The sequence below is a fragment of the Trichocoleus sp. Lan genome, from assembly GCF_039961855.1.
Lineage (GTDB): Bacteria > Cyanobacteriota > Cyanobacteriia > Cyanobacteriales > FACHB-T130 > FACHB-T130.
The window spans coordinates 103139-124636 of the sequence record NZ_JAMPKA010000003.1 but is presented as its reverse complement, the minus strand read 5'-3'; the positions used below and the strand labels follow the sequence as shown (position 1 = coordinate 124636).

General features: G+C 43.3%; 21 protein-coding genes. 8 read left to right on the top strand and 13 right to left on the bottom strand.

Translation table 11 applies throughout. The features are described 5' to 3' along the window. Positions 1-173: 173 nt before the first annotated feature. The 3 genes from dnaB to gloB form a co-directional block, all read right to left on the bottom strand. Positions 174-1550 (bottom strand): replicative DNA helicase, encoded by a 1377-nt coding sequence (gene dnaB / locus NDA03_RS03555; RefSeq protein WP_348237318.1) that lies wholly within the window; start codon positions 1548-1550, stop codon positions 174-176. A gap of 153 nt (positions 1551-1703) precedes the next feature. Beyond that, on the bottom strand, positions 1704-2162 hold the full coding sequence (rplI, locus tag NDA03_RS03550) for a 50S ribosomal protein L9 (RefSeq protein ID WP_190428532.1): 459 nt from the start codon (positions 2160-2162) through the stop codon (positions 1704-1706). Positions 2163-2296: 134 nt separating this feature from the next. Further along, positions 2297-3070: a hydroxyacylglutathione hydrolase gene (gene gloB, locus NDA03_RS03545; protein ID WP_190686030.1), complete on the bottom strand. Its 774-nt coding sequence runs from the start codon at positions 3068-3070 to the stop codon at positions 2297-2299. Between the two features lie 171 nt (positions 3071-3241). Between gloB and NDA03_RS03540 the strand changes: the two genes are divergently transcribed. From NDA03_RS03540 to NDA03_RS03530, 3 genes are all read left to right on the top strand, one after another. Continuing rightward, positions 3242-3448: a hypothetical protein gene (locus NDA03_RS03540; protein WP_190411256.1), complete on the top strand. Its 207-nt coding sequence runs from the start codon at positions 3242-3244 to the stop codon at positions 3446-3448. A gap of 244 nt (positions 3449-3692) precedes the next feature. Continuing rightward, positions 3693-4904 (top strand): glycosyltransferase, encoded by a 1212-nt coding sequence (locus tag NDA03_RS03535; protein WP_348237316.1) that lies wholly within the window; start codon positions 3693-3695, stop codon positions 4902-4904. A 43-nt stretch (positions 4905-4947) separates the two neighbouring features. Beyond that, positions 4948-6966 carry an ABC transporter ATP-binding protein gene (locus NDA03_RS03530; RefSeq protein ID WP_190411258.1) on the top strand — a complete coding sequence of 673 codons (2019 nt, stop codon included), beginning with the start codon at positions 4948-4950 and terminating at the stop codon, positions 6964-6966. A 327-nt stretch (positions 6967-7293) separates the two neighbouring features. Here NDA03_RS03530 and NDA03_RS03525 read toward each other — a convergent pair whose 3' ends face one another. Both NDA03_RS03525 and NDA03_RS03520 read right to left on the bottom strand, forming a co-directional pair. Further along, positions 7294-8292 (bottom strand): glycosyltransferase, encoded by a 999-nt coding sequence (locus NDA03_RS03525; RefSeq protein ID WP_348237315.1) that lies wholly within the window; start codon positions 8290-8292, stop codon positions 7294-7296. Between the two features lie 161 nt (positions 8293-8453). Beyond that, positions 8454-8612: a hypothetical protein gene (locus tag NDA03_RS03520; protein ID WP_348237314.1), complete on the bottom strand. Its 159-nt coding sequence runs from the start codon at positions 8610-8612 to the stop codon at positions 8454-8456. A gap of 444 nt (positions 8613-9056) precedes the next feature. On the opposite strand from NDA03_RS03520, the gene NDA03_RS03515 reads away from it, so the two are divergent. Both NDA03_RS03515 and NDA03_RS03510 read left to right on the top strand, forming a co-directional pair. Beyond that, entirely contained in the window at positions 9057-9917 is an 861-nt protein-coding gene (locus NDA03_RS03515) for an FAD-binding protein (protein ID WP_348237313.1), read from the top strand. A gap of 73 nt (positions 9918-9990) precedes the next feature. Then, complete coding sequence (locus NDA03_RS03510) at positions 9991-11091, top strand: polysaccharide pyruvyl transferase family protein (RefSeq protein WP_348237312.1); 1101 nt, start codon at positions 9991-9993, stop codon at positions 11089-11091. Between the two features lie 170 nt (positions 11092-11261). Here the strand turns inward: NDA03_RS03510 and NDA03_RS03505 are convergent, their stop codons facing one another. The 4 genes from NDA03_RS03505 to NDA03_RS03490 all read right to left on the bottom strand — a co-directional run bounded on the left by NDA03_RS03505 (position 11262) and on the right by NDA03_RS03490 (position 15644). After that, positions 11262-12323, bottom strand: coding sequence for a hypothetical protein (locus NDA03_RS03505; protein WP_190411262.1), 1062 nt, complete (start codon positions 12321-12323; stop codon positions 11262-11264). A 67-nt stretch (positions 12324-12390) separates the two neighbouring features. Continuing rightward, a complete protein-coding gene (locus tag NDA03_RS03500; RefSeq protein ID WP_190536887.1) occupies positions 12391-13482 on the bottom strand; it encodes a hypothetical protein in 1092 nt (363 codons plus the stop codon). 64 nt (positions 13483-13546) lie between these two features. Continuing rightward, complete coding sequence (locus tag NDA03_RS03495; RefSeq protein WP_348237311.1) at positions 13547-14626, bottom strand: hypothetical protein; 1080 nt, start codon at positions 14624-14626, stop codon at positions 13547-13549. Between the two features lie 76 nt (positions 14627-14702). Next, entirely contained in the window at positions 14703-15644 is a 942-nt protein-coding gene (locus tag NDA03_RS03490; RefSeq protein WP_190411265.1) for a glycosyltransferase family A protein, read from the bottom strand. Positions 15645-15730: 86 nt separating this feature from the next. Between NDA03_RS03490 and NDA03_RS03485 the strand changes: the two genes are divergently transcribed. Both NDA03_RS03485 and NDA03_RS03480 read left to right on the top strand, forming a co-directional pair. Further along, positions 15731-16735 (top strand): Npun_R2821/Npun_R2822 family protein, encoded by a 1005-nt coding sequence (locus tag NDA03_RS03485; RefSeq protein WP_348237310.1) that lies wholly within the window; start codon positions 15731-15733, stop codon positions 16733-16735. 10 nt (positions 16736-16745) lie between these two features. Next, positions 16746-17639 (top strand): Npun_R2821/Npun_R2822 family protein, encoded by an 894-nt coding sequence (locus NDA03_RS03480; RefSeq protein ID WP_190675441.1) that lies wholly within the window; start codon positions 16746-16748, stop codon positions 17637-17639. A 193-nt stretch (positions 17640-17832) separates the two neighbouring features. Here NDA03_RS03480 and NDA03_RS03475 read toward each other — a convergent pair whose 3' ends face one another. The 4 genes from NDA03_RS03475 to NDA03_RS03460 all read right to left on the bottom strand — a co-directional run bounded on the left by NDA03_RS03475 (position 17833) and on the right by NDA03_RS03460 (position 20843). Beyond that, on the bottom strand, positions 17833-18468 hold the full coding sequence (locus NDA03_RS03475) for a TenA family protein (protein WP_348237309.1): 636 nt from the start codon (positions 18466-18468) through the stop codon (positions 17833-17835). 49 nt (positions 18469-18517) lie between these two features. Further along, positions 18518-19282, bottom strand: coding sequence for a pentapeptide repeat-containing protein (locus tag NDA03_RS03470; protein ID WP_190667709.1), 765 nt, complete (start codon positions 19280-19282; stop codon positions 18518-18520). A 65-nt stretch (positions 19283-19347) separates the two neighbouring features. Then, positions 19348-19542 (bottom strand): hypothetical protein, encoded by a 195-nt coding sequence (locus tag NDA03_RS03465; RefSeq protein ID WP_190411270.1) that lies wholly within the window; start codon positions 19540-19542, stop codon positions 19348-19350. A gap of 209 nt (positions 19543-19751) precedes the next feature. Then, complete coding sequence (locus NDA03_RS03460) at positions 19752-20843, bottom strand: alpha-hydroxy acid oxidase (protein ID WP_190432859.1); 1092 nt, start codon at positions 20841-20843, stop codon at positions 19752-19754. Between the two features lie 101 nt (positions 20844-20944). Here NDA03_RS03460 and NDA03_RS03455 point away from each other — a divergent pair, with 101 nt between their 5' ends. Beyond that, positions 20945-21370 (top strand): lysozyme inhibitor LprI family protein, encoded by a 426-nt coding sequence (locus NDA03_RS03455; protein ID WP_348237308.1) that lies wholly within the window; start codon positions 20945-20947, stop codon positions 21368-21370. Positions 21371-21498 lie beyond the last annotated feature (128 nt).

Sequence of the window (21498 nt, the reverse complement as noted above, 5' to 3'; positions counted from 1 at the left end):
ATTTTTACTCACTACTCTTAATTCGTCATGAAACAAAACAAGGTGAAGTAGATTAATTAAAACCACCCTGTTTCACCCCAAAAGCGGAGATGGCTTAGAGGTAAGGTTGCGAGTGGATATATTGCACTCAATACATTGCACTCAACTGAGAACCCCTATCGTGAGTTCCATCCTCAGCGATTGGAAGAAGCCAGATTACGAAAGCGTGTAAATTGCGGATCGAATAATAGCCTTACAGTCCCTACTGGGCCATTGCGATGTTTTGCAATAATAATCTCTGCAATGCCTCGGTCAGGCGTGTCATTGTTATAGTATTCATCCCGATAAAGCATGATGATTAAGTCAGCATCTTGCTCAATACTTCCACTTTCACGTAAATCTGACATCATCGGGCGCTTATTGTTACGGGCTTCGACGCCGCGACTGAGCTGGGATAAGGCAATAATCGGGACGTTGAGTTCGCGGGCTAAACCTTTGAGACTTCGCGTCATTTTAGACAATTCTTGCACCCGATTGTCACTGGCTCCTTCCATTAATTGCAAGTAATCTAAGAGAATTAATCCCAATTCTCCATGCTGTTCTGCCTGGAGACGACGAGCTTGCGATCGCATCTGCATCACCGTCATATTGGGCGTGTCGTCAATGTAGATGGGCATCTCCGAGAGGGTGCCTAGGGCGTGCGAAAGCGGTTCCCACTCATTTTGACTAATTCTCCCAGCCCGCAGGCGGTTACTTTCAATTCCTGCCTCGCTAGCCAGCATCCGCTGCACCAGCTGTTCTTTGGACATTTCCAGGCTAAAAACAGCGACGGGCAATTTATGAAATTCAGCGATATTTCGAGCAATATTCAAACAGATAGCCGTTTTCCCCATAGACGGTCTTCCCGCCACGATAATCAAGTCAGAACGCTGAAAACCACCAGTCATCGCGTCGAGGTCATAGAAGCCACAGGGAAGACCGGGGAGGGCGAGATCCTGATGGCGGATTTCAATATCCTGAAACGTATTGATTAGGGTGTCGGAAATCGGTACCAGACCTTGCTGAGGGCGATCCTGGGTGAGACTAAAAACTTTCTGTTCCGCCTGGTCGAGAATCGTTGCCAGCTCGGTCGCTGTCTCATAACCCAACTGAGAAATCTCGCCGCCTGCTTGAATTAACTTCCGGCGCAGGTACTTATCCATCACCAGTGCCGCATACTGGTCGATGTTGACAGCAGACACGGTGCGATCTACCAGTTGGGCTAACTTACTCTGTCCGCCCACTTTGTCAAGTTCGCTCCTGTCATACAGCCAAGTAGTGACACTCATCAAATCTGTGGGTTTTCCTTGACTGCTTAAGGCAAGGGCGGCGCGATAGATTGCCTTGTGAGCGTTAATTGAAAATGCGTCTGGCTGAAGGATATCGGCAACTCGACCGATGGCTTCCGGATCTAGTAAAATACCTCCCAAAATACTTTCTTCGGCTTCAATGTTTTGGGGGGGTAAGCGATTCGCCAAGGACGACATCGCTTCGTTACCGTTTTTGCCTTGGAAATTCAGTTCGTTAGCCATAACAAGGCCGTTCTCAAAAAGATTCAGACCGTGACTATAGATAATGGGGGTTAAGCGATCGCACTCCTGCTTCACTCAACCCCCTTCCCTGGCAGGAAAATATCGGTCAAACCGTTGTAGCGGCGACTCAATTTTTCAGGCAAGGCACTCCGATTAGCTGGGCACAACCTGAATTTGCACAACTGCACTAACTTCAGGGTGTAGCTTGATCTCTGCCTTGTAGGTGCCCGTCTCACCAATATCGGGAAGACTGATCGTCCGGCGATCAATTTCCTTCCCAGTGGCTTGGAGAATGGCTGTCACCACTTCTGCACTCGTGACGGTACCGAAAATGGCATTTTCTTCACCCACCTGCTTGGCGATGGTGTAGCTGCCCACAGCTTCTATGGCAGTCTTCAGCTCAAGGCTCTGCTGTTTTTCTTCCAACAGGCGCACCCGCTCTTTTTCTTTGCGCCGTTCGACTTGCTTGAGCAAGCCAGCAGTGGCAGGGATTCCCAGTTTTTGGGGAATTAGGTAATTGCGAGCATAGCCGGGAGCGACTTCAACCAAGTCACCGCTTTTTCCTAGCTTGCTGACATCTTGATTCAAAACTAATTGCACGCGCTTCGCCATAGTTTTTTTTCTGCTACAGACAAAAGAAAATTAATCGTGGGGTAGAACACTCCATACTACGAAAATATGTTGAGCGATCGCAATATAAAATCTGAATTCAGCGAATGCCTATCTGTTTGCCGGGGTACAGAATCCTAAAACCGATCTTTCATCCCCCGCAGCCGAGCAAAAGCCTGCACTGGATCTTGGCTGTTCACTGCTGATTGCAGCGTCGGAGTGTCCCAGCGCAAAAATGGATTTGTGCGCTTTTCTACTCCTAGCTTCGATGGCACCGTTGCCTCCAAACGACTGCGGGCGTCTTTGACCTCAGCATAGCGGGATTGTAAATCTGGATTTTCCCCATCGACGGTGAGAGCAAATTGGAGGTTTTTCAGGGTGTATTCATGAGCACACCAAACGCGGGTAGTATCCGGTAAAGCCCTAAGCTTGCTCAAGCTTGACACCATCTGGGTGGGTGAACCTTCAAACAGTCTGCCACAGCCACCGGCAAACAAGGTGTCACCACAAAATAAATCGCCCGTTTCCTCAGCAGTTGCTGGCGGGAAGTAGTAAGCAATGTGGGCGCGGGTATGTCCGGGAACAAAGAAAACTTCGCCACTTCTACCGGCAAACTCGACGCGATCGCCCTCTTGCAAAAACACCTGTTGCCCTGGAATTCTACCTTTATCCTCAGCCCCGCCGTACACGCAGACATCCGGAAAGCGTTGCATCAGCTGCCGATTTCCGCCCACATGATCGCTATGATGGTGAGTATTGAAAATTGCTACCAACTGCACGTCAATTTCTTGCAAGCGTTGCAGTACCGGCTGAGCTTCAGCGGGGTCTACAACCGCTGCTATCTTCTGAGTCGGGTCATGCAGCAAAAAGATGTAGTTGTCAGAAAGTACCGGAATTCGGTCAACCTGCATTTACCACTGCCTCTGTAAGGGAGTGTCCCAAAGGGACAGGACTTTATCATTTCTTAACATTATTCTTACAGAAACTTTAGACAAATGCCAACGAACAGCAAACAGATAATCTTAAATAGACAGTAGACGCCACCAAATAATCGGCGAAACTTGAGGAGTCACTAACCACCTATGGCATGGACACGAGAACGCCAGTCAAACCTACAGATTCAACAAATGGTAGACCGTATCCTGTCAGCCGGTCAGTTGACCCGAAGCGAGTATCTGCATCTGACAACGGCTATTCTTTCTGATTACCTAGTGACAGACGAAGAACGTCGCCAGCTTAATCGCATCTTTGACAATATCCAAACGGGTCATCTAAAGTTTGTTGACTAGACCTTCTTCAATTCTTTTTTAGCAGATGGGAATGCCGAACAGACACCGAACCCTACTAGCTGATTTACTTACCATTGTTTTTTCCTACATACATTTATTCCAGTCTCTTGATATTTTAACTTCACCCATTATACTGATAAAGAATGAAGTCAGTCTCTAGAAAGGATTAAATTGGTTATTTCAGCTAGACTGTACTATTACTCGCTTATTCTATGTTCAACTATCTAAATTTAACTAGAAATTTGTGGATTTACAGCAAAACAAAAAATTAAAAATTTCATTGATTGTAAGCGATCTATCCGCTAGTGGTGCAGGAAGATGGGGAGGGGCTGTTCGTACGTTTTTGCTATATGAAGCCTTAAAGAAACTTAACCATGAAGTAAAAATATTTGGTTTTGTTTTTGGTGAAGAATCACTAGAAGTCGCTCAATCGAACATACCAATTGTTGCTATTCCTTGCGCTTATCATTCAGGTTTTATAAAAGCCGCTCAAAAACTCATAAAACAAATTGATGGAGATATTATATACGCCGTAAAACTGAAACCTACAAGTTTCGGATTATCTATCATTAAGAAAATAACAGCTCGTTGTCCTGTTATTTTAGATATAGATGACTGGGAACTCAGTTGGCATGGAGGCGAGCAATGGAAATATCGTCCCAGTTTAAAGCAATTTTATAGAGATACTTTGAAGCCTGATGGGGCATTAAGATATCCAGATCACCCTCTTTATTTGAAATGGATGGAAAGCTTGGTATCTTATGCCGATACGATTACATTACACACTCAATTCTTGAAAGATCGCTTTGGAGGCGTATATTTACCGAATGGTAAAGATACTACTCTTTTCGATCCTAGCCAATTCGATTCTGAAGCAAGTAGAATCCGTTATGGTCTCACAGGCTACCGTATTTTAATGTTTCCAGGAGCGCCACGACCGTACAAAGGTCTTGAAGAGGTCTTAGCAGCGCTAGACCGGCTGAATCAGCCAGACCTTAGACTCGTAATTGTTGGGGGAAGTCCCTACGATGCCTACGATAATCAATTAATGCAACAGTGGGAGCGTTGGATTATCAAACTACCAAAATATCCAGTTTCAGAAATGCCTGCTGTGGTAGCCGCTGCCCATATTGTGGTTGTTCCCCAACGAGATACCCCTGCCGCACAGGCTCAGTTCCCGCTCAAATTAACAGATGGAATGGCAATGGCAAAGCCAATTTTGTCTACTTACGTTGGCGATATTCCAGAGATTCTAGGCGGCACAGGTTATCTAGTTGCTCCTGAATCTCCAGAAGAAATTGCTGAAAAAATCCAATGGATATTCGAGCATTTAGATGAAGCAAATCAGCAGGGTATAAAAGCAAGAGAAAGATGTATATCCCACTATAGTACCGAGACAATGGCATCTATACTATCTGATGTGATTAAAGATTTGCAACTAGCTGGAAAAGTTTAGACTATCAATCAAGTGAAGCTCGCTTCGTAGCAGAAGAGAAAGTATGTTTTCAAACTCTAATAAGTTACTTCTACAATTTGCGTTACGGTATCCCGTCTTAGTCATAGCGACGGTTATTCTGGGCTTCTCCGGCGCTCTATTTAATGGAGTGAGTACAACCTTAATTGTGCCAGTAGTGCTGGACTTTTTAGGGCAGAATCAGCTGAATTTAACCGGAGGCCCCCCCCTGATTCGGAGAATGCTATCCGTGTTTGACGGTTTTACTGGAGAAAATCGTCTCATCGCAATGACTGCGGCAGTATTACTAGCCATTATTCTAAAAAATGTGACTAGCTATATAAGCTCTATAGTCGGTAGCTACTTATCTAAATCCTTGGTCAACGATATTCGTAAAGAAGGAATTAAGCTATTATTGGATGTCGATATTGAATATTTTGCAAAGACGAAAGTTGGAGATATCATCAATCGGTTAGGACAAGAAGTTAGTCGTACTGCTAGTTCAATTCGCGTTTTAATACGGCTATTTATCACAGCAGTCACAATTTTAGTATTTGTCTGGATATTGTTACTAATTTCTTGGCAACTGACCTTAGCATCTACAGTTTTGTTGATTTTAGTAACGCTGCCAAATCAATTTTATATCCAGCGCTCTAAAAAATTTGGGAAGGCAGTATCAAGAGCATCAAAGGCTTATTCTAGTGCCCAACTTGAAGTTTTGACTGGGATTCGGCTCATCAAAAGTGTTAGTAATGAAGAGCGGGAATTCGAGCGACTAAACAAACTGATTAAGGATCGAGAACAAGCAGAATTACAATCGCAAGCGAACTCGGCAGCGATTGGACCTATCAACGAAGTATCGGGAATTATTGTTGTATTAGCAATTGTATTGTTAGGTCGTGCTTTATTTTTACAGCAGTTGGAGTCGCTCTCGGCAGTACTGCTGACTTATCTAGTTGTGCTGTTCCGATTACTCCCTTTTGTGGGTCAGTTAAACAGTGCGAGGGGTGAATTTGCCAACTCTGCTCCTAGCGTTGAAGTAGTGACAGATTTCTTGCGCCGGGATAACAAGCCATTAATGGTGAGCGGTGGAGTTCCTTACGCCGGATTTAAAGAGGAAATTCGTTTTGAGGGCGTGTCTTTTGCCTATCCGGGGAATGACGATTTAGTTCTAAACAAGATAGATTTATGGATTCCTAAAGGGAAAACTCTTGCTTTAGTCGGAGCATCGGGGGCAGGCAAGTCAACGCTGGTCGATCTGCTACCAAGATTTTACGATCCGACAGAGGGTCGCATCACGATAGATGGAAAAAATATGAAGGAATTTGACATGCACTCGCTGAGAAAAGCGATGGGCATTGTCAGTCAAGATACCTTTCTATTTAATGATTCCGTTCGCAACAACATCGCCTATGCCTGGGAGAGAGTGACTGAGGAAGAGGTGATTGAAGCGGCTAAACGAGCAAATGCCTACGAATTCATTGTGAACTTACCTCAAGGATTTGATACAACGATTGGGGATCGCGGAGTTTTGCTATCGGGAGGACAACGACAACGGATTGCGATCGCTCGCGCACTGCTACGCAACCCAGAGATTCTAATTTTGGATGAAGCCACCAGTGCCCTGGATACCGTTTCAGAACGTTTGGTGCAACAGGCGATTGATGAACTTTGCCGCGATCGCACAACAGTTGTCATTGCTCACCGCCTTTCCACCGTGCAAAAAGCCGATCAAATTGCTGTAATGGAAAAAGGTCGTGTTGTGGAACTCGGTACTCATGCGGAACTTTTAAAGAAAAACGGCTACTATACCCGTCTGTACTCAATGCAGTTCTCTGAAACAACTCAAAATGTCATTAAAGCCGCCGTTAATGAAGCTTTAGTCAAAACTTCTTACGAAGTTCGGTCTCGTCTGAACCCCATGATTGGTTTTCTGAAGCTAGTGGTTGATGACTTGGTAGACAGTACAGAAGAGTCACGCGAATTAACCGAAGAAGCCTACGAGTCAGCAATTCGCCTGCTCAGAACTTTAGAATTTCTCGAAGATAGCTCTAAGATGAAATAAAAATTATCTATTGTTATTCTTCAAAACATTAATGCACTTACGCTTTTCAACTTTTGCAAGAATCTAAAATTTCTTGTACTTTATCTTTGATTTGAAAAGCGTCTTTTCCAAATTTACAATAGGGGATTTGATAAGTCCAAGTTTGATAAAATAATTCATTCTTGTGATATGTATGTGTTCCCTAAAAAGATATGAAGAATGTTAAATGAACACAAATAATATGTCCATGTAAACGATTTGTAGCGCTCAGACGATGCTGCTTAAATTGATAAACCCCTGAGTTTTGTTGTAATTCCGATTGATTTAAATAAATAAGTTTTTAAGTTTTTAGGTTTTTTTACTTCCTGATGCAAGTAGTTGTATGCGATGTTGCACGCTGTTTATTTTGATAGACAAGGAACGGCGCTGCAAAAATGTTTGTCGGCTCCAAGTTGATGCCGTACACCAGCGTTCATAGGCTGGAACTGCTATGTCTGTTAGGAAGTTGCGCCATTGTGTAACTAGCCTCGCCGGTTGTGTTTTCTCAGCACGGACTCGACCGTTTTCCATCATGGCACGCCGCAACTCTTTGTTGTCACGAAGGTGCTGGAGAGCAGCGATCGCATCCTCAAGGGAAGCTACCTCCAAATAGTCTAGTTCGCTTTGGCGCTCCGCTCGGAATGCAAAATCTGTGCCTAGAATTGCCGGTACACCAGCACACCAGGCGTTAATCAACTTCGTGGCAGGTTTCCAGGTGTAATCTTGGCGATCGAAGCTACGCACAGCTAGGACTACATCGACATCACTGTAGTCGTTCCAGCGCTCAGACTTCACTATCTGCCAACTCAAACCTAAAGCCTTCAGATGCTCCTGCCAGGATGGCTTCTTTAGTTCAGATGCTAAGTTATACGTAATACCAAAGTAGGCAGCATTCTCAAATCGATCTCCTCGTGCAGGATCGCGAGGAATTAACCCTGGTTGCGACCAAAGTGGAATGTAGGAACTATCTTTGAAGGTCGATTCTTCTTGAGGGTTTTGCACAACATGAAGCTGTGCATAGGGATGTCGCTCGTAGTCTGCCTTCAGACAAACCATCAGCAATTTTGCTTGTGGCTGTAAAGCAAAGGGGAAAGATCGCCGATGTGCTAATACGATTCCCTCAGTAGGCATGGTTCCTGTTAGTTCACACGGAAAGCCATCTGCTTTGAGGCGAAGGTAAGTTTGTAGCGTCCAACAGTATATACCTTGTCCAAAACCTTGCCAGTAAGTATCGGCACTCTTTGGCATATCCTCAACCCAGTCCGATTGGGGAAGGTAAAAATATATTGGCGGTAATTCATCAGTCATAATGGTATGAAGAGGAGCAGGCGTTGCTAGAGAATCTAGGCATATAAAATCTGCAATCAAAAAGCTGCTTTTCTTTCCTTGCCTAGAGGTTTATTAAATTGACAGTAAATAGAGCTACTTTGCACCACTAAGTGTTACTGAGTGTTGTCGTTATTATCAATTTAATGGAAATTCCATGCTTCTCTTACTCGCAATACCAATAATTTTACGGGACGGAACACCTGCGATCGCGCAATTCGGATGCGATGCCTTAAATCTTTCGTTTCCACCGCTAGGTAACGGCGCTTCAGAGATGTTTGCTGAGTCAAAGTTGATGCCATACATCAGCGCTCGTAAGCTGGAACTGCCATATCTGTTAGAAAGCTGCGCTACCGTGCAACGAGGCTCGTCCGTGTTGCCTTTCCTTAGGGCGGGCTCGACTATGGTAGCATGACTATCTTTGAAAGGCGCAATGGGATCGCATCTTCAAGTTAAGCCAAGCCGCTCCAGAGAGCAACTCTTGCCAACGATTACTTTTCAAGTTACTAGTTGATAGCTTGGTAAAGACTACAGAAGAATTCAGCGAACTAGCTTAGTAAGGCTAGGAGCTAGCAATTCCTTTACATATAAACTTTAGAAATTTTATATTGTAGTGCCAAGATAAAGTAGCCGCCTCAAAAAGTGAGACTAGTATAAAGATTTTATAAATTTATTACTTTTTTAATGACATCCATCTATCAAAGTGTTATAAACTTCACTATGCCGATTGTTAAGTAAATATTTTCATGAATTTTTCAGTAATGGAAAATATTAAATCTATTACAGACAGCAACTTGTCTTTTTATCGCTCTTTACATTATTTCGAGAAATATGCTGAGTTTCATACTTTAGGAGAGTTCTACGAATATTGTAATTGGGCTAAATCTAATCATGTTAAAATATATATATTAGGTAATGGATCTAATACTTTGTTTGCGAAAAAGAAGATTAAATCATTAATACTAAAGAATCAGATGAATAAACATTTGCAACCTCTTTCGGATAACAGGCTTGAAGTGTGTTCCTCTGTTTTCTTAATAGATGTACTCAAATATTGTTATGAAAACTCCTTTGACTCTTTTTATTACCTCGCATCAGTCCCAGCAACAATCGGAGGTGCCTTAGCTATGAATGCTGGTCGTGGTAGACAACACCAGTGTACTATATACGACTTTGTCGAAAGTGTCACTTTTTTTGATTTTGAAAGTAATACCATAAAAACGCTTGGAAGAGAGAACATTGTTAAAGGTTATCGAGAGACTGTATTTACAGGTATTCATTCTTGCCTTATATTAAGCGCTATCTTTAAATTCAACCAAGTAACCATCGAACAAAATCCTATAGCAGAAAGATGTAAATGGTCAAAAAAGTTTCAAGATAATTCAGCACCTAATTGTGGCTCCGTGTTTAAATTAGCCGATTATCGTATATTAAACCGATTAAAAGGATTTAAAATTGGAAAAACATCCTTTTCTTCTAAAACTTATAACTGGATACTTAATAAGTCTGTAGACAGTAAATCAATACTAATTCTTATTAAGATTGCCAAGCTTTTGCATCTAATAAATGGTAAAAAAGCTGAACTTGAATTAATTACTGTAGATTAAATAAACCTCCCAAATTTAATCAATCCAACTAAATTCGACGGTTTGTTCCAAAATTACAGATTAGGATAAAAAAATGAGAGTAGGAATTCTCACTTTTCACCATACAACTAACTACGGTGCAACTCTTCAAGCCTATGCATTGTGGACAATTATTAAAGAACAAGGTTTTGACGTTGAATTTATTGATTATCGTCCTCACAAAGCTGTCAGGCACTATTTAAAAGAAATTCAGCCTATTCAGCAAAAAAGTAATAAGTTTATAGTAAATCGCCAAGCTTTATTTAATTTGATCAAGGCTTGGAAGATGAGAAGATTTTTACTTTCTAAAGTACGTCTAAGCCGAAAAAAATCTTATAGAAGAACTCGTTTAAAAGAATTATACGGTAATTACGATATAGTCGTGTGCGGTAGCGATCAAATTTGGTGTATTGATACTTATTTTCGCGGCTTTGATCCTTCCTACTTTTTAGATTTTCTAAGTGAGGAAATGACTTGCCAAAAAGTTAGTTATGCTGCTAGTTTTGGTAAAACAGAGACTCTAGGAAAACATAAAGAAATAATCTGTAAACTAATCAGCCAGTTTAATGCTGTTGCGGTTCGAGACTCCAATAGTTTACGTTTAGTTCAACAAGAATGTGGCAGAGAAGCAGTAAAAGTCCTCGATCCGACTTTTTTGGTTGAGTACAGCAAAGTTACCTCAGTTCCTAAGTTAACAGAGGAATATCTTTTAATTTACAATCAAACACCTTTGAATCAGGAGCAACAAAACTTTGTTAGAGCAGTAGCTAAAGTTAAAAATTTAGTTATTATTTCTATTGGGGAATACGATCAAGTTGCTGATAAAAATTTCATAAATATTAGTCCACAGGAATGGTTAGGATATTTTAGTAAAGCTTCTTATGTTGTTACCAATACTTATCATGGAACGATATTTTCACTGATATTTAAGAAGTCTTTTACTGTATTTGCTAATAAAAAGAAAGCTAATAAAACTAACGATTTGCTGCAACTTTTTGGATTAGAAAATCGTGTTGTTTTAGATACAAGTTCGGTTAGTTCTATAACGGAAGAGTATTTAAAAATTAATTATGCCTTGGTTGACGAAAAGTTAGAAAAAGAGGTTTTCAGGTCTAAGACGTATTTATTCAATGCTCTTGATAGCAAACAAGAATAGTGAAGTTGGAATTTTGCAGCCAATACTCTATCAAGCAGAGCTTTAGAATTATTCTCATGCTCTGTGCCAGTAGCGATAATAAGGTGCAAGATTTCAATTAATATAGTTTGCATCACTTTATTTGCTATAAGGTGTCAAAAACAAATTTTGTATTCTTTACATTTGAAATTTTAGGTGTTTTTGACTTGAGCTATAACTGATTTTACAGGCGCTGTTATCTTTCCTCGTACGCGACGAATTTGGCTTCGCATACCCTGCGTTTTAATATTTAGATCGCGGCGTATCAAGAACGTATGTCTAGTCAAATTGGATGCCATACACCAGCGCTTATAGTCTGGAACAGCTACATTTGTTAAGAAGCTCCGCCATTGAGCAACGAGCTTTGCAGGGTGAGTTTCTTCCGAACGAATTCGACAATTGTCAACCATTGCACGACGTAATTGTGGCTCGTTACACAAACGTTGGAGTGCTGCAAGTGCTTCCCCAAGAGAATTTACTTCTATGTAATCAAGTTCACTTTTTCGCTCAAGTTGGAAGGCAGACTCACGCCCCAATATTGCCGGTACGCCTGCATGCCATGCATTAATTAGTTTTGAAGCTGGTTTCCAAGAATAGTCTTTTTGACCGTTAAAGTCGCGCACAGCGAGAACTGCATCAATTTCACTGTAATCATTCCAGCGATCGCGGCTTACTATCTGCCAGGACAGTCCTAAAGCATTCAGATGTTCCTGCCATGACGAATCTAACAGTTCAGAGGCCAGTTCTCTCTCACGACCAACAAAAGCAATATTCTCAAATCGATCTCCTCTAGTAACACTGCGAGGAATCAACCCTGGCTGTGGCCAAAACCGTATGTATTCGCTCTTCCAGAAGGGCCATAAAAGCATCTCTTCGCGAGGATTTTGCACGGTATGCAGCTGTGCATAGGGGTGTCGTGCTTTATCCCCTAGAATGCAAACGAGTAGCCATTTTGCTCCAGGTTGCAGATCATCTGGCAGGGAGTCTCGATGTGCAATGACAATCCCTTCGCTAGGTATGGTTCCTACAAGTTCGCATGGAAACCCATCCGCTTTAAGGTGAAGATACGTTTGCAGCGTCCAATTGTATATACCACGACCGCCATTTATAGAACACTGCCACTGCCAGTAAGTGTTAATGCTCTCTGGTAGCTCACCAGCAGGCCAATCATGTTGGGGAATATAAAAATAAATTTTTGGCAACCTATCAGTCATACGGGTGGGGATAATAAGAGATTATGGGAAGCATGGCTCTCGTAGCAGCATTAATTGTGCAAAAGTTTTAAACTCTTCTGGCTTTGGAAATAGCTGAGCGGATTCCGCTGCGAAGCCCTGCCGAATTTCGCATTTGTTGTAAGCTCTTTCGCATTTCCGTTGTTTGAACGGCTAGTTCGCGGCGGGTTAAAAATATTTTTCTAGTCAAATTTGAGGATGTACACCAGCGTTGATAAGCTGGGATTGCTACATCTGTTAAGAAGGTGCGCCAACACTCTACAAGTTTCTCAGGTTGTAGTTCGTCTGCACGTAGCCGACCATTTTCAACCATTGCCTGACGTAATTTTTTGTCATCGCGAAGTCGCTTGAGAGCTTGGATTACTTCATCCAGCGAAGTCACTTCTATATAATCGAGTTCGTTTCTGCGCTCGGCTTGGTAGGCTGACTCGCAACCAAGAATCGCAGGTACACCAGCATACCAAGAGTTATAAAGTTTTGAAGCAGGTTTCCAGTGAAAGTCATTTTGGCGACCGAAGCTACGTACTGCCAGAATGGCATCAACCCCACTGTAGTCGTTCCAGCCTACAGGGGTACCGACTAGCTGAAAACGCAAACCTAAGGCATTAAGTTGCTGGTGCCACGACGGCTGCTTTAGTTCCGCTACTACATTTTCTTCCCGACCCAAATAAGCAATATTTTCAAAGCGATCGCCCCGTGCTGGATCTCGCGGGATCAACCCTGGTTGGGGCCAATGGGGAATATAATATTTTTTTCCGGGAAGCAAATATCTATCTCCGAGCAGCCTATATGGTTTGAGCATCTCTTCGAGATTTTGTACAACATGTAGCTGTGCGTAGCGGTGTTTTGATTTATCTCCACAAACAACAATTAGTAATAGTTTTGGCCCTGGTTGCAAATTGTTAGGTACAGTAGTTGTCCACGCCACAACAATACCCTCAATAGGCATCTCTCCTACCAATTCGCAGGGGAAGCCATCAGCTTTAAGGCGAAGATAGGTTTGTAAAATCCAGTTATACGAGCCGGTAGATTTACATCTGCTATAAGCTTCTCGGTAAGCCTCAGGACTCTCCAAAATATTAGTAGTAGGCCAGTCTGACTGCGGAAGATAAAAATAAATTGGTGGTAAACTGTCAATCATAATGGTATAAAAATGTGACTAAATTAGTAGAGGAGTAGAGGTACCAATCAACTAGACTACTGAATTACTGACGAATTAACGGTCTTCTAAAGCTACTTTTAACCTTATGTACTAAGTTGCTTAGGCGAATGCGAATTCCCTTTGTTTGTGTGGCTAAGTCACGGCGTGTTAAAAATACTTTCCTGGTCGAATTTGAAGCCGTACACCAGCGGTCGTAAGCTGGAATTGCTATGTCTGTTAAAAAGGTGCGCCACTGTCTGACGAGCTGATCGGGTTGTAGTTCCTCCGCACGGAGCTTACCATTTTCAACCATTGCACGACGCAACTCTTTGTCATCGCGAAGACGTTTCAGTGCCAAAATCACTTCATCAACAGAACCCGCTTCTAGATAGTCGAGTTCGCTTTTGCGCTCCAATCGGTACCCAGACTCGCATCGTCCTAGAATTGCAGGTACGCCAGCAATCCAGGCATTGTAAAGCTTTGAAGCTGGTTTCCAGTAGTAATCATTTTTACGATTAAAGCTGCGTACAGCCACGATTGCATCAATCTCACTGTAGTCGTTCCATTGAATCGGGTTTCTGACTACCTGAAACCGCAAACCTAAGGCATTCATCTGCTCCTGCCATGACGGTTGCCTCAGTTCAACTACCAAATTTTCTTTACGACCCAGATAGGCAACATTCTCAAAGCGATCGCCTCGTGCTGGATCTCGCGGGATCAACCCTGGTTGAGGCCAATGCGGAATGTAATACTTTTCTCCTGGAAACAGATATTTATCCCCAACATGTATGTGTGGATAGAGCATTTCCTGGCGATTTTGGACAACATGAAGCTGTGCGTAACGGTGTTTCCCTTTATCCCCACAAACAACCACTAATATTAGTTTTGGCCCCGGTCGCAGCTCAGGTGGTACAGTACTTGTCCACGCAACAACAATACCCTCAGCAGGTATTTTCCCGGCAATTTCGCAGGGAAAACCATCAGCTTTCAGCCGAAGATAGGTTTGTAATATCCAGTTGTACGTGCCAGTGCATTTACCACTTTTATAAACTTCTTGATAAGTTTCAGGATTCACCGGAATGTTGCTATCAGGCCAGTCCGATTCGGGAAGATAAAAATAAATCGTTGGAAGCTGTTCAGCCATGAGGGATGGAGATAAGCATGGATAACTACGGTAAATCTTGAAAATCAAGCAATACAAGAAATCTTCAAACGCTCTGTCAAAGCCAATGTTTCAACTGAAGGTCATAATGACCGGCTTGTTCCGGAGGATACCACCCTGTTTCAACCTTCTCGATTATTTTAGGTAAAGCTTCGATAAATTCTGAACCCCGGTCTTTTGGATGAACCGTCCAGGCTTTCGGAGAATCGAGAACCCCTCGGACATACTGCGTCGCCTCCAGTTGGTTCGATACCATCACTTCCCAAGAATCCAAAGCCCCTTTACCAGCGATATTGTTCAATATCGTTTGTAACCTCACTGGCAACCGATTGGCAATCTTTTGCCGATAAGGACGCCACAGCACTGGTAATGGAAGTAACTTGTCGAAACGCTTCTTGTCAATTAAGTAAATGCGACTGCTGAAAAACTTAAATGTGTAGAAACCATGCGGGTTCCGCTCATAGGGCACCCGTTGATACATATTACCATCCTCTGTCGGTGGCCCAGTCAGCGGTCTGATTGCCATCACTTCCGGGTGTTGTTGCATCAACTTCATCCCCTCTTCTACCCAGCTATAATCGGGTTGCTGATGGAGCAGCATATCGCTGTCATAGTGAAGCATATAGTCACCTTGGGCTTCTTCAATGTGAAAAATCGTGCCCAAAATGGGGTAGCCCTTATAGTTATGTGTATACCGGATGCGGCTGCCAAAATGTTTGCGATATACTCGGTCGTGATAGGCTCCGGAGTAGTCAATATCGACTACCTTGTCTACCACACCATCACGCAGCAAGCGATCGCAGCGCTCCCGTAACTGTTCTAGAGTACCGATGCCTGGACGCCCGACTTTGTCCCCCGTTAGCGGTGCCGTATCTACAGCCAACACCCGTTCGCTAAACTTGAATTTACTCATCTTCACTAGATGAGGAATGGTGTGCATCATGAACGGCAGATCGGTTCGCGCTACCAAAATCCACAGTGAACAGCTAGCAATTGACATTAATTCTGCCTTTGTGTTTTAGACATCAGGAAGCTCCTAAAAAGATTTTAATGTATTATTCAAATTAACCTGCTGAGGATTTTTATATGACAGACGGCATCTATACACTAGCGAATGATGTAGTCTACGACCAACTCGTTGCTCTATTAAATAGCATAGAAGTCAATGTCGGTAAAGAAATCCCAGTCTGCGTTATTGCCTATGATAATCGAGTAGATCGAGTTCGCGCGGAAATCGCTAATCGGGAAAATGTAACCTTGCTGGATGATGTTAACTTGTTTGCTCGTTGGGAAGATTTTTCTAAACGGGTATGGGCAGCTCATCCAACTGCTTTAAAGACTTGGCAAGAACAAGGAATCCCCGGTGTTAATCGTATAGGCATGAATCGGCGATACTGCGCCTTTGATGCGGATAGCCCTTTTGAAAGGTTTATCTACTTAGATGCCGATATCGTAGTCATGGATTCCTTAAAAATTATCTTTGATAAATTAAATGAGAATGATTTTGTAGTTTATGATTTTCAGTATAAATCCCCCAATCATATCTTTAATCTCCAGTCACCAAAATTATTAGAACTTGTTGATAAAAACCGGCTTAGCACAGAGATATTTTGTGCCGGAATGTACGCCGGGAAGCGAGGGTTATTTCCCCAGGAACAAAGAGATTGGTTAGTATCCAAGCTAGAGGAAGGCGAGGCAGAAATTTTATTTATGCCAGCGCCTAACCAATCAGTTCTTAACTATATGACGATGAGAGGAGAGATTCCAGTTTATAACTTGGCGCTGCGTTTACCTGACGACCAAAAGACTGGAAATGCGGTTACTTCTTCCCATTTTGAAGCTAGGGATAATATTCTGTACGATCGGGGAAAACGACTAACCTATTTACACTATATTGGGCTGTCATCAAAATTGTTTTCTCGGATTAGTGAGGGAGAAAATATTGATTTTCCCTATCGGGATATTTTCTTGCATTATCGCTATCTTCACGAACCAGAGAAGCGCCCCAAGTTTATAACCAAACCGACACCTTACAATCAGGCTCCAAGTTTAGCCAAAAGAGTTTTAAAGAAAATTGGATTCACCAGTTGAGGATATTTGAATGAGTCGTGGTATCTATATTCTTGCTAACGATCGCGTAATTGATAATGCGATCGCGCTATTGAATAGCATTCGGGCTTATGACGCTGATAGTCCGATTGTGATGATTCCCTATAACAATCAATATCAAGCGATCGCTGATATTATTACTAATTCTTATGGGGTAAAAATATACGAAGATTTACAGTTATTAGAAAAGATAGATGATTTAGTCAAGCAGACCTGTGGTGACAACCTTTTAGATAGACCCAACTTGCTTCGCAAGTTAGCCTGTTGGTTTGGCCCTTTCGATGAATTTCTATATATTGATACTGATATTGTTGTATTTGAAAAAATCATAGAAAATCTTAATTATCTTGCAAACAATGATTTTATCTGCTGTGATTATCAATACACAGGAGGCATCAAACAAGTTTTTACACCCAAAATTACAGAAATCTTCACTGAAGACGAATTGAAAGATGTTTTCAATAGTGGTTTTTGGGGTTCAAAGAAAAACCTAATTACTCAACAAGACTTGCAAGATACTTTTGAATTTTGTGCATCTCATCCTGAATATTTCTATGTCTTGAACTCCGACCAAACGATTCTTAATTATCTCGTATTAAAGCGAATGTCTCGACGATTTAATATTGTTCGAGAAAACGGGAAGGGGCCTGGAAATTGGGCAGGAAGCCCGCATTTTAAGCAGGAAGGCTATAAATTAGTCGATCCAAAAGTTAACCAACCTCTGAAGTTTGTACACTGGGCGGGCGTCCGTTTAGAGCCAGGTGGTTCGTATTGGGATATTTGGGAACACTATCGTTATCTGAATGAACCTAAACCAGCTCAAGTAGCATTCACTCAGAAGAAAAAAAGCTTGTGGCAGCAAATCAAAGATAAAATCAAGGGATAAAAATAGAGTTCTTGCAATAATATTTAGAAACATCTTCTTAACCCACACTGTTTTTCAACTCGGAACCTCACCCCCAACCTCTCGACCTTCACGGAGAGGGGAGAGAATATTAAACCCTTCTGGGTGAGCGGGAAGACACAGAGATAGGGTTAAACCGTACTGCATCCAATCGAGAATTGCTATCAATTGAAATCTAGATTTTTAAATCAATAGCCTCCCAAGCAGCTTGAAAAAAGTCTTGTTCGCACAACATCGCATAGCGGTAAGTTGATTTCAAAGATGCTGTGGTAGAGGCATAACGATCAGCCAGATTTTCTAATTTCTGAGCTAGTTGCTCAAATTCCTCACTGCTATAAGTGCGAATCCAGTTAGTGTATTGATGGTCTTTTATTCCACTCTGAGCCATCTGCTGACCTAAGAAAGCATACAGACGCATACAGGGTGCCATTGCCACAGCAATTAGACCAACCTCCGAACTCCAAGCTGTTGCTAATAAAAAGTCGGTGTAGCGGCGTGTAGCAGCTCCCGGTTCTACTACTTGCAGGTTGACTCCCCACTCATCTGCATAGCCTTGATGAAGGGAAAGTTCATCTAAAACGCCCCCAGCTAGGGAATGAAACGTATTAAATCCCTGCGTGTCGGGAGCTTTAGCCGCAGCAATGCTATAGGCACGGGCAAAAGCTTCTAAGAAAAAGGCGTCTTGCCCCACATAGTAAGCAAATTGCTCCTGGTGTAGCGTGCCGTCGGCAATGCCTTGGACAAAAGGATGCTTGAGGCAGGCTTGCACTAAATCTTGATTTTCCTGCCACAAATTACTGGATATCGTCATAAACTGACTCGTAAATACTGGGCAGGGATTTTAACCCACCCTAGCAGAATTAAAAAAGCAATCGGAGGAGTAAGCTACCAATACCTCCTAGGAAATTCGCCAAATTTCCGCCGCTGCTACCCGCTTCCTGCAAAGGTGTTGTCAGCTCTTTAATGAAAACTTGGCTAGTCTGATAGCCTTGAATATTTCCCTGGATGGTAAAAAGTTCGGAAGCTTTCTGAGAATCCAGAACGGCTCCGGAGCGATCGCCCATTTGATAACGCGCTACTCCTCTCGCTAGATATGCGGGGGCAAAGTTGGGCTTAAGAGCCAGCGATTGGTTGAAATGATCGATTGCCCCTTGTTGGTCTCCTTTTTGACCCTCTGCTACACCCCATGCGTAGAAATCTTCAGGCGTGGCTGCATAGCTAGGGATGCCAATAGCCGCCTGCAAGTTAGCACCATTGATGTTAGCACCCGCCAAATTTGCATTAACAAGAAAAGTTTCTCTCAGGTCAGCGCCTGCCAGGTTCGCACCTGTCAAGTTTGCACCGCTCAGATTGACCCCAAATAGGGAAGTCCCGCTCAGATTAGCACCCCTGAGGTCAGCTCCACTCAAGTTGGCACGGCTGAGATTAGCACGGCTCAAATCAGCGCCGGTGAGATTAGCTCCTGACAAGTCAGCTAAAGCTAAACCAGCACCCCTGAGGTTGCATTGCGAACATTGTTTAGTCGCTAATAACTGTCTAGTATGTTCGACGTTTTCAGCTTTTGCAGGAGCAGCGAAGGAAAGTGTGGTCAGCAGTGCTGCTGTTGCGGCGATTTGGGGTTTCATATCGAGTTGTGCAGCGGTAGCTCTCTATTTTCCCCAGCATAAACCATTCGGGAAAACATCAAGCTTTATCGTACAGAATTAGAACCGCTGCCATTCTCTGGAGTGTGAGTATTTGGGCGAGGTAAGAGGCTGATGATTTGCGATGCGGTTTCTTGCAAGTTGAGTTCTGATGCCATTTGAGGGGCAGTTGACCAGCTATGTCCCAAAAATACATTGAGAGAGAATGTTAGAGTCGCGGCTACCATTAGTTTTTCCAGCATCTCAAACTCCCCCCCACAGCAGATAAATTAGCGCATAAGATTCTGATACTACTAATATGAATAGTTTTTATCTAACATTAGGTGATTGACATGCCGGAGAAAATGTGATCGTATTTCCAGGACTGGGTGATCCTAGTCACATACAGCGAATTTACCGTCTTAAAGAGGCGATCGCATCTTCTCATCGGCAAGCGCAACACCAAGCATTCCTACAACCGCAGCACCAAACTGGAGTCAATATCTTGTAACTTGGCGCAGCCACTCAAAGCGATCGCTAAATCAAGTTCATCTCGCAAAAGCTCCAGTACGTGTCGGACACCCGCCTCTCCCCCTACCGCTAATCCCCACAACACCGGGCGTCCCAATAATACGGCTTTTGCCCCTAATGCCAGGGCTTTGAGGACATCAGTGCCGCGACGGATACCGCCATCCACCAGAACTTCTGCGGTGTCCCCCACAGCCGCAACCACCTCACTCAGAGCATCAATCGTAGCGATCGCTCCATCCAATTGTCTGCCCCCGTGATTAGAAACAATCACCGCTTTGGCTCCATGTTCCACCGCCCGAAGCGCATCATCTCCCCGCAAAATCCCTTTTACCACCAAGGGCAAAGGCGACAGAGATTGCACCCATTCCAAATCCTTCCAAGTTAGCGCTGGGTTTAGCTGCTCTAAAAAATAGGCAAATAAACCCGATTCGCCGGGTTTATAGGAAATCTCTAAATCTGTCAACGTCGCTAAATTAGCCAGTTCCATCCCCGATGGCAAAACAAACTGATTTCGCGTATCTCGCTCTCGCTTACCCAGCAGAGGCGCATCAACTGTCAGACACAGCGCTTGGAAACCGGCAGCATAGGCGCGTTCTACCAAAGCACGGGTAAGGGCGCGATCGCGATGCACATACAACTGAAACCACTGCGGTGTCTGATTCCCGACGCTGGCAACTTCTTCTATACTTTTGGTTGCTAAGGTACTCAATACCATCGCGGTCCCCATTTTTGCCGCAGCTTTGGCAGTAGCAATTTCACCGTCTGGATGCGCCAAACACTGAAACGCCATCGGCGCGATGAGAATGGGCAGTTGTAGAGATTGACCGAGGATCGTGGTACTTAAATCTCGCTGGCTGACATCTACCAGCATCCGAGGACGGAGTTTGTAGCGTTCAAAGGCTGCTCGATTATCCCGCAGCGTGATTTCGTCCCAAGCACCGCTAGCGTAGTAATCCAGCGCCATCTGAGAGAGGTGCTGGTTGGCTAGCCTTTCGTACTCAAATAGATTAATAGGTCTAACAGGAGTCGTCATTTGCCAATGCTAGCCGATGCTCATCAAGAGCGATCGCATTTCACTTTGTTGCTATGACCTTTTTGCTATGTTATTGGCTACACAGAATTCAAGATTTGACCATGAATAAGTTATTACCCGCAATTGTAGGTGTGGCAGCTTTGCTCAGTTTAGGTACTGCGGCGGTGACAAATGCAAATGCAACACCAGATGTATCGGGAATCCGCCTAGCTCAACGACCTAACTGCAACAATCCTCAGACTCAAGGAGAAATGAATGCCTGCGCTGGAATAGATTACCAAAATGCAGATAAAAAGTTGAACCAAGTATACAAACAACTCCTACCAAGATTGCAAAGCTCGCGGCGACAGAAATTAATTTCAGCGCAGCAAGCTTGGATCAAGTTTAGAGATGCTAGTTGTACTTATGAAAGAACTGAATTTGCAGGCGGAACAATGGAACCGATGGTTTACAGTAATTGCCTTGCAGAGGTAACACAACAACGTACAGCACAATTAGAGCAATATCTAAGCAACGCCGATAAGTAAAGCGAGAATGCGATCGCACTACTGAAATGAAATAGTGAAGAATGCGATCGCTCTATTCCAACTCTATTCTGCAAGGCCCTTAGCGACCAATTAGATTTTTGCATAACTCCGGTTCAGATAAAGATATA

Coding starts and splice junctions, on each gene's coding strand:
- dnaB (WP_348237318.1), bottom strand. CDS start 1,550: ATGGCTAACGAACTGAATTTCCAAGGCAAAAACGGTAACGAAGCGATG.
- rplI (WP_190428532.1), bottom strand. CDS start 2,162: ATGGCGAAGCGCGTGCAATTAGTTTTGAATCAAGATGTCAGCAAGCTA.
- gloB (WP_190686030.1), bottom strand. CDS start 3,070: ATGCAGGTTGACCGAATTCCGGTACTTTCTGACAACTACATCTTTTTG.
- NDA03_RS03540 (WP_190411256.1), top strand. CDS start 3,242: ATGGCATGGACACGAGAACGCCAGTCAAACCTACAGATTCAACAAATG.
- NDA03_RS03530 (WP_190411258.1), top strand. CDS start 4,948: ATGTTTTCAAACTCTAATAAGTTACTTCTACAATTTGCGTTACGGTAT.
- NDA03_RS03525 (WP_348237315.1), bottom strand. CDS start 8,292: ATGACTGATGAATTACCGCCAATATATTTTTACCTTCCCCAATCGGAC.
- NDA03_RS03520 (WP_348237314.1), bottom strand. CDS start 8,612: ATGGCATCAACTTTGACTCAGCAAACATCTCTGAAGCGCCGTTACCTA.
- NDA03_RS03515 (WP_348237313.1), top strand. CDS start 9,057: ATGAATTTTTCAGTAATGGAAAATATTAAATCTATTACAGACAGCAAC.
- NDA03_RS03510 (WP_348237312.1), top strand. CDS start 9,991: ATGAGAGTAGGAATTCTCACTTTTCACCATACAACTAACTACGGTGCA.
- NDA03_RS03505 (WP_190411262.1), bottom strand. CDS start 12,323: ATGACTGATAGGTTGCCAAAAATTTATTTTTATATTCCCCAACATGAT.
- NDA03_RS03500 (WP_190536887.1), bottom strand. CDS start 13,482: ATGATTGACAGTTTACCACCAATTTATTTTTATCTTCCGCAGTCAGAC.
- NDA03_RS03495 (WP_348237311.1), bottom strand. CDS start 14,626: ATGGCTGAACAGCTTCCAACGATTTATTTTTATCTTCCCGAATCGGAC.
- NDA03_RS03490 (WP_190411265.1), bottom strand. CDS start 15,644: ATGTCAATTGCTAGCTGTTCACTGTGGATTTTGGTAGCGCGAACCGAT.
- NDA03_RS03485 (WP_348237310.1), top strand. CDS start 15,731: ATGACAGACGGCATCTATACACTAGCGAATGATGTAGTCTACGACCAA.
- NDA03_RS03480 (WP_190675441.1), top strand. CDS start 16,746: ATGAGTCGTGGTATCTATATTCTTGCTAACGATCGCGTAATTGATAAT.
- NDA03_RS03475 (WP_348237309.1), bottom strand. CDS start 18,468: ATGACGATATCCAGTAATTTGTGGCAGGAAAATCAAGATTTAGTGCAA.
- NDA03_RS03470 (WP_190667709.1), bottom strand. CDS start 19,282: ATGAAACCCCAAATCGCCGCAACAGCAGCACTGCTGACCACACTTTCC.
- NDA03_RS03465 (WP_190411270.1), bottom strand. CDS start 19,542: ATGCTGGAAAAACTAATGGTAGCCGCGACTCTAACATTCTCTCTCAAT.
- NDA03_RS03460 (WP_190432859.1), bottom strand. CDS start 20,843: ATGACGACTCCTGTTAGACCTATTAATCTATTTGAGTACGAAAGGCTA.
- NDA03_RS03455 (WP_348237308.1), top strand. CDS start 20,945: ATGAATAAGTTATTACCCGCAATTGTAGGTGTGGCAGCTTTGCTCAGT.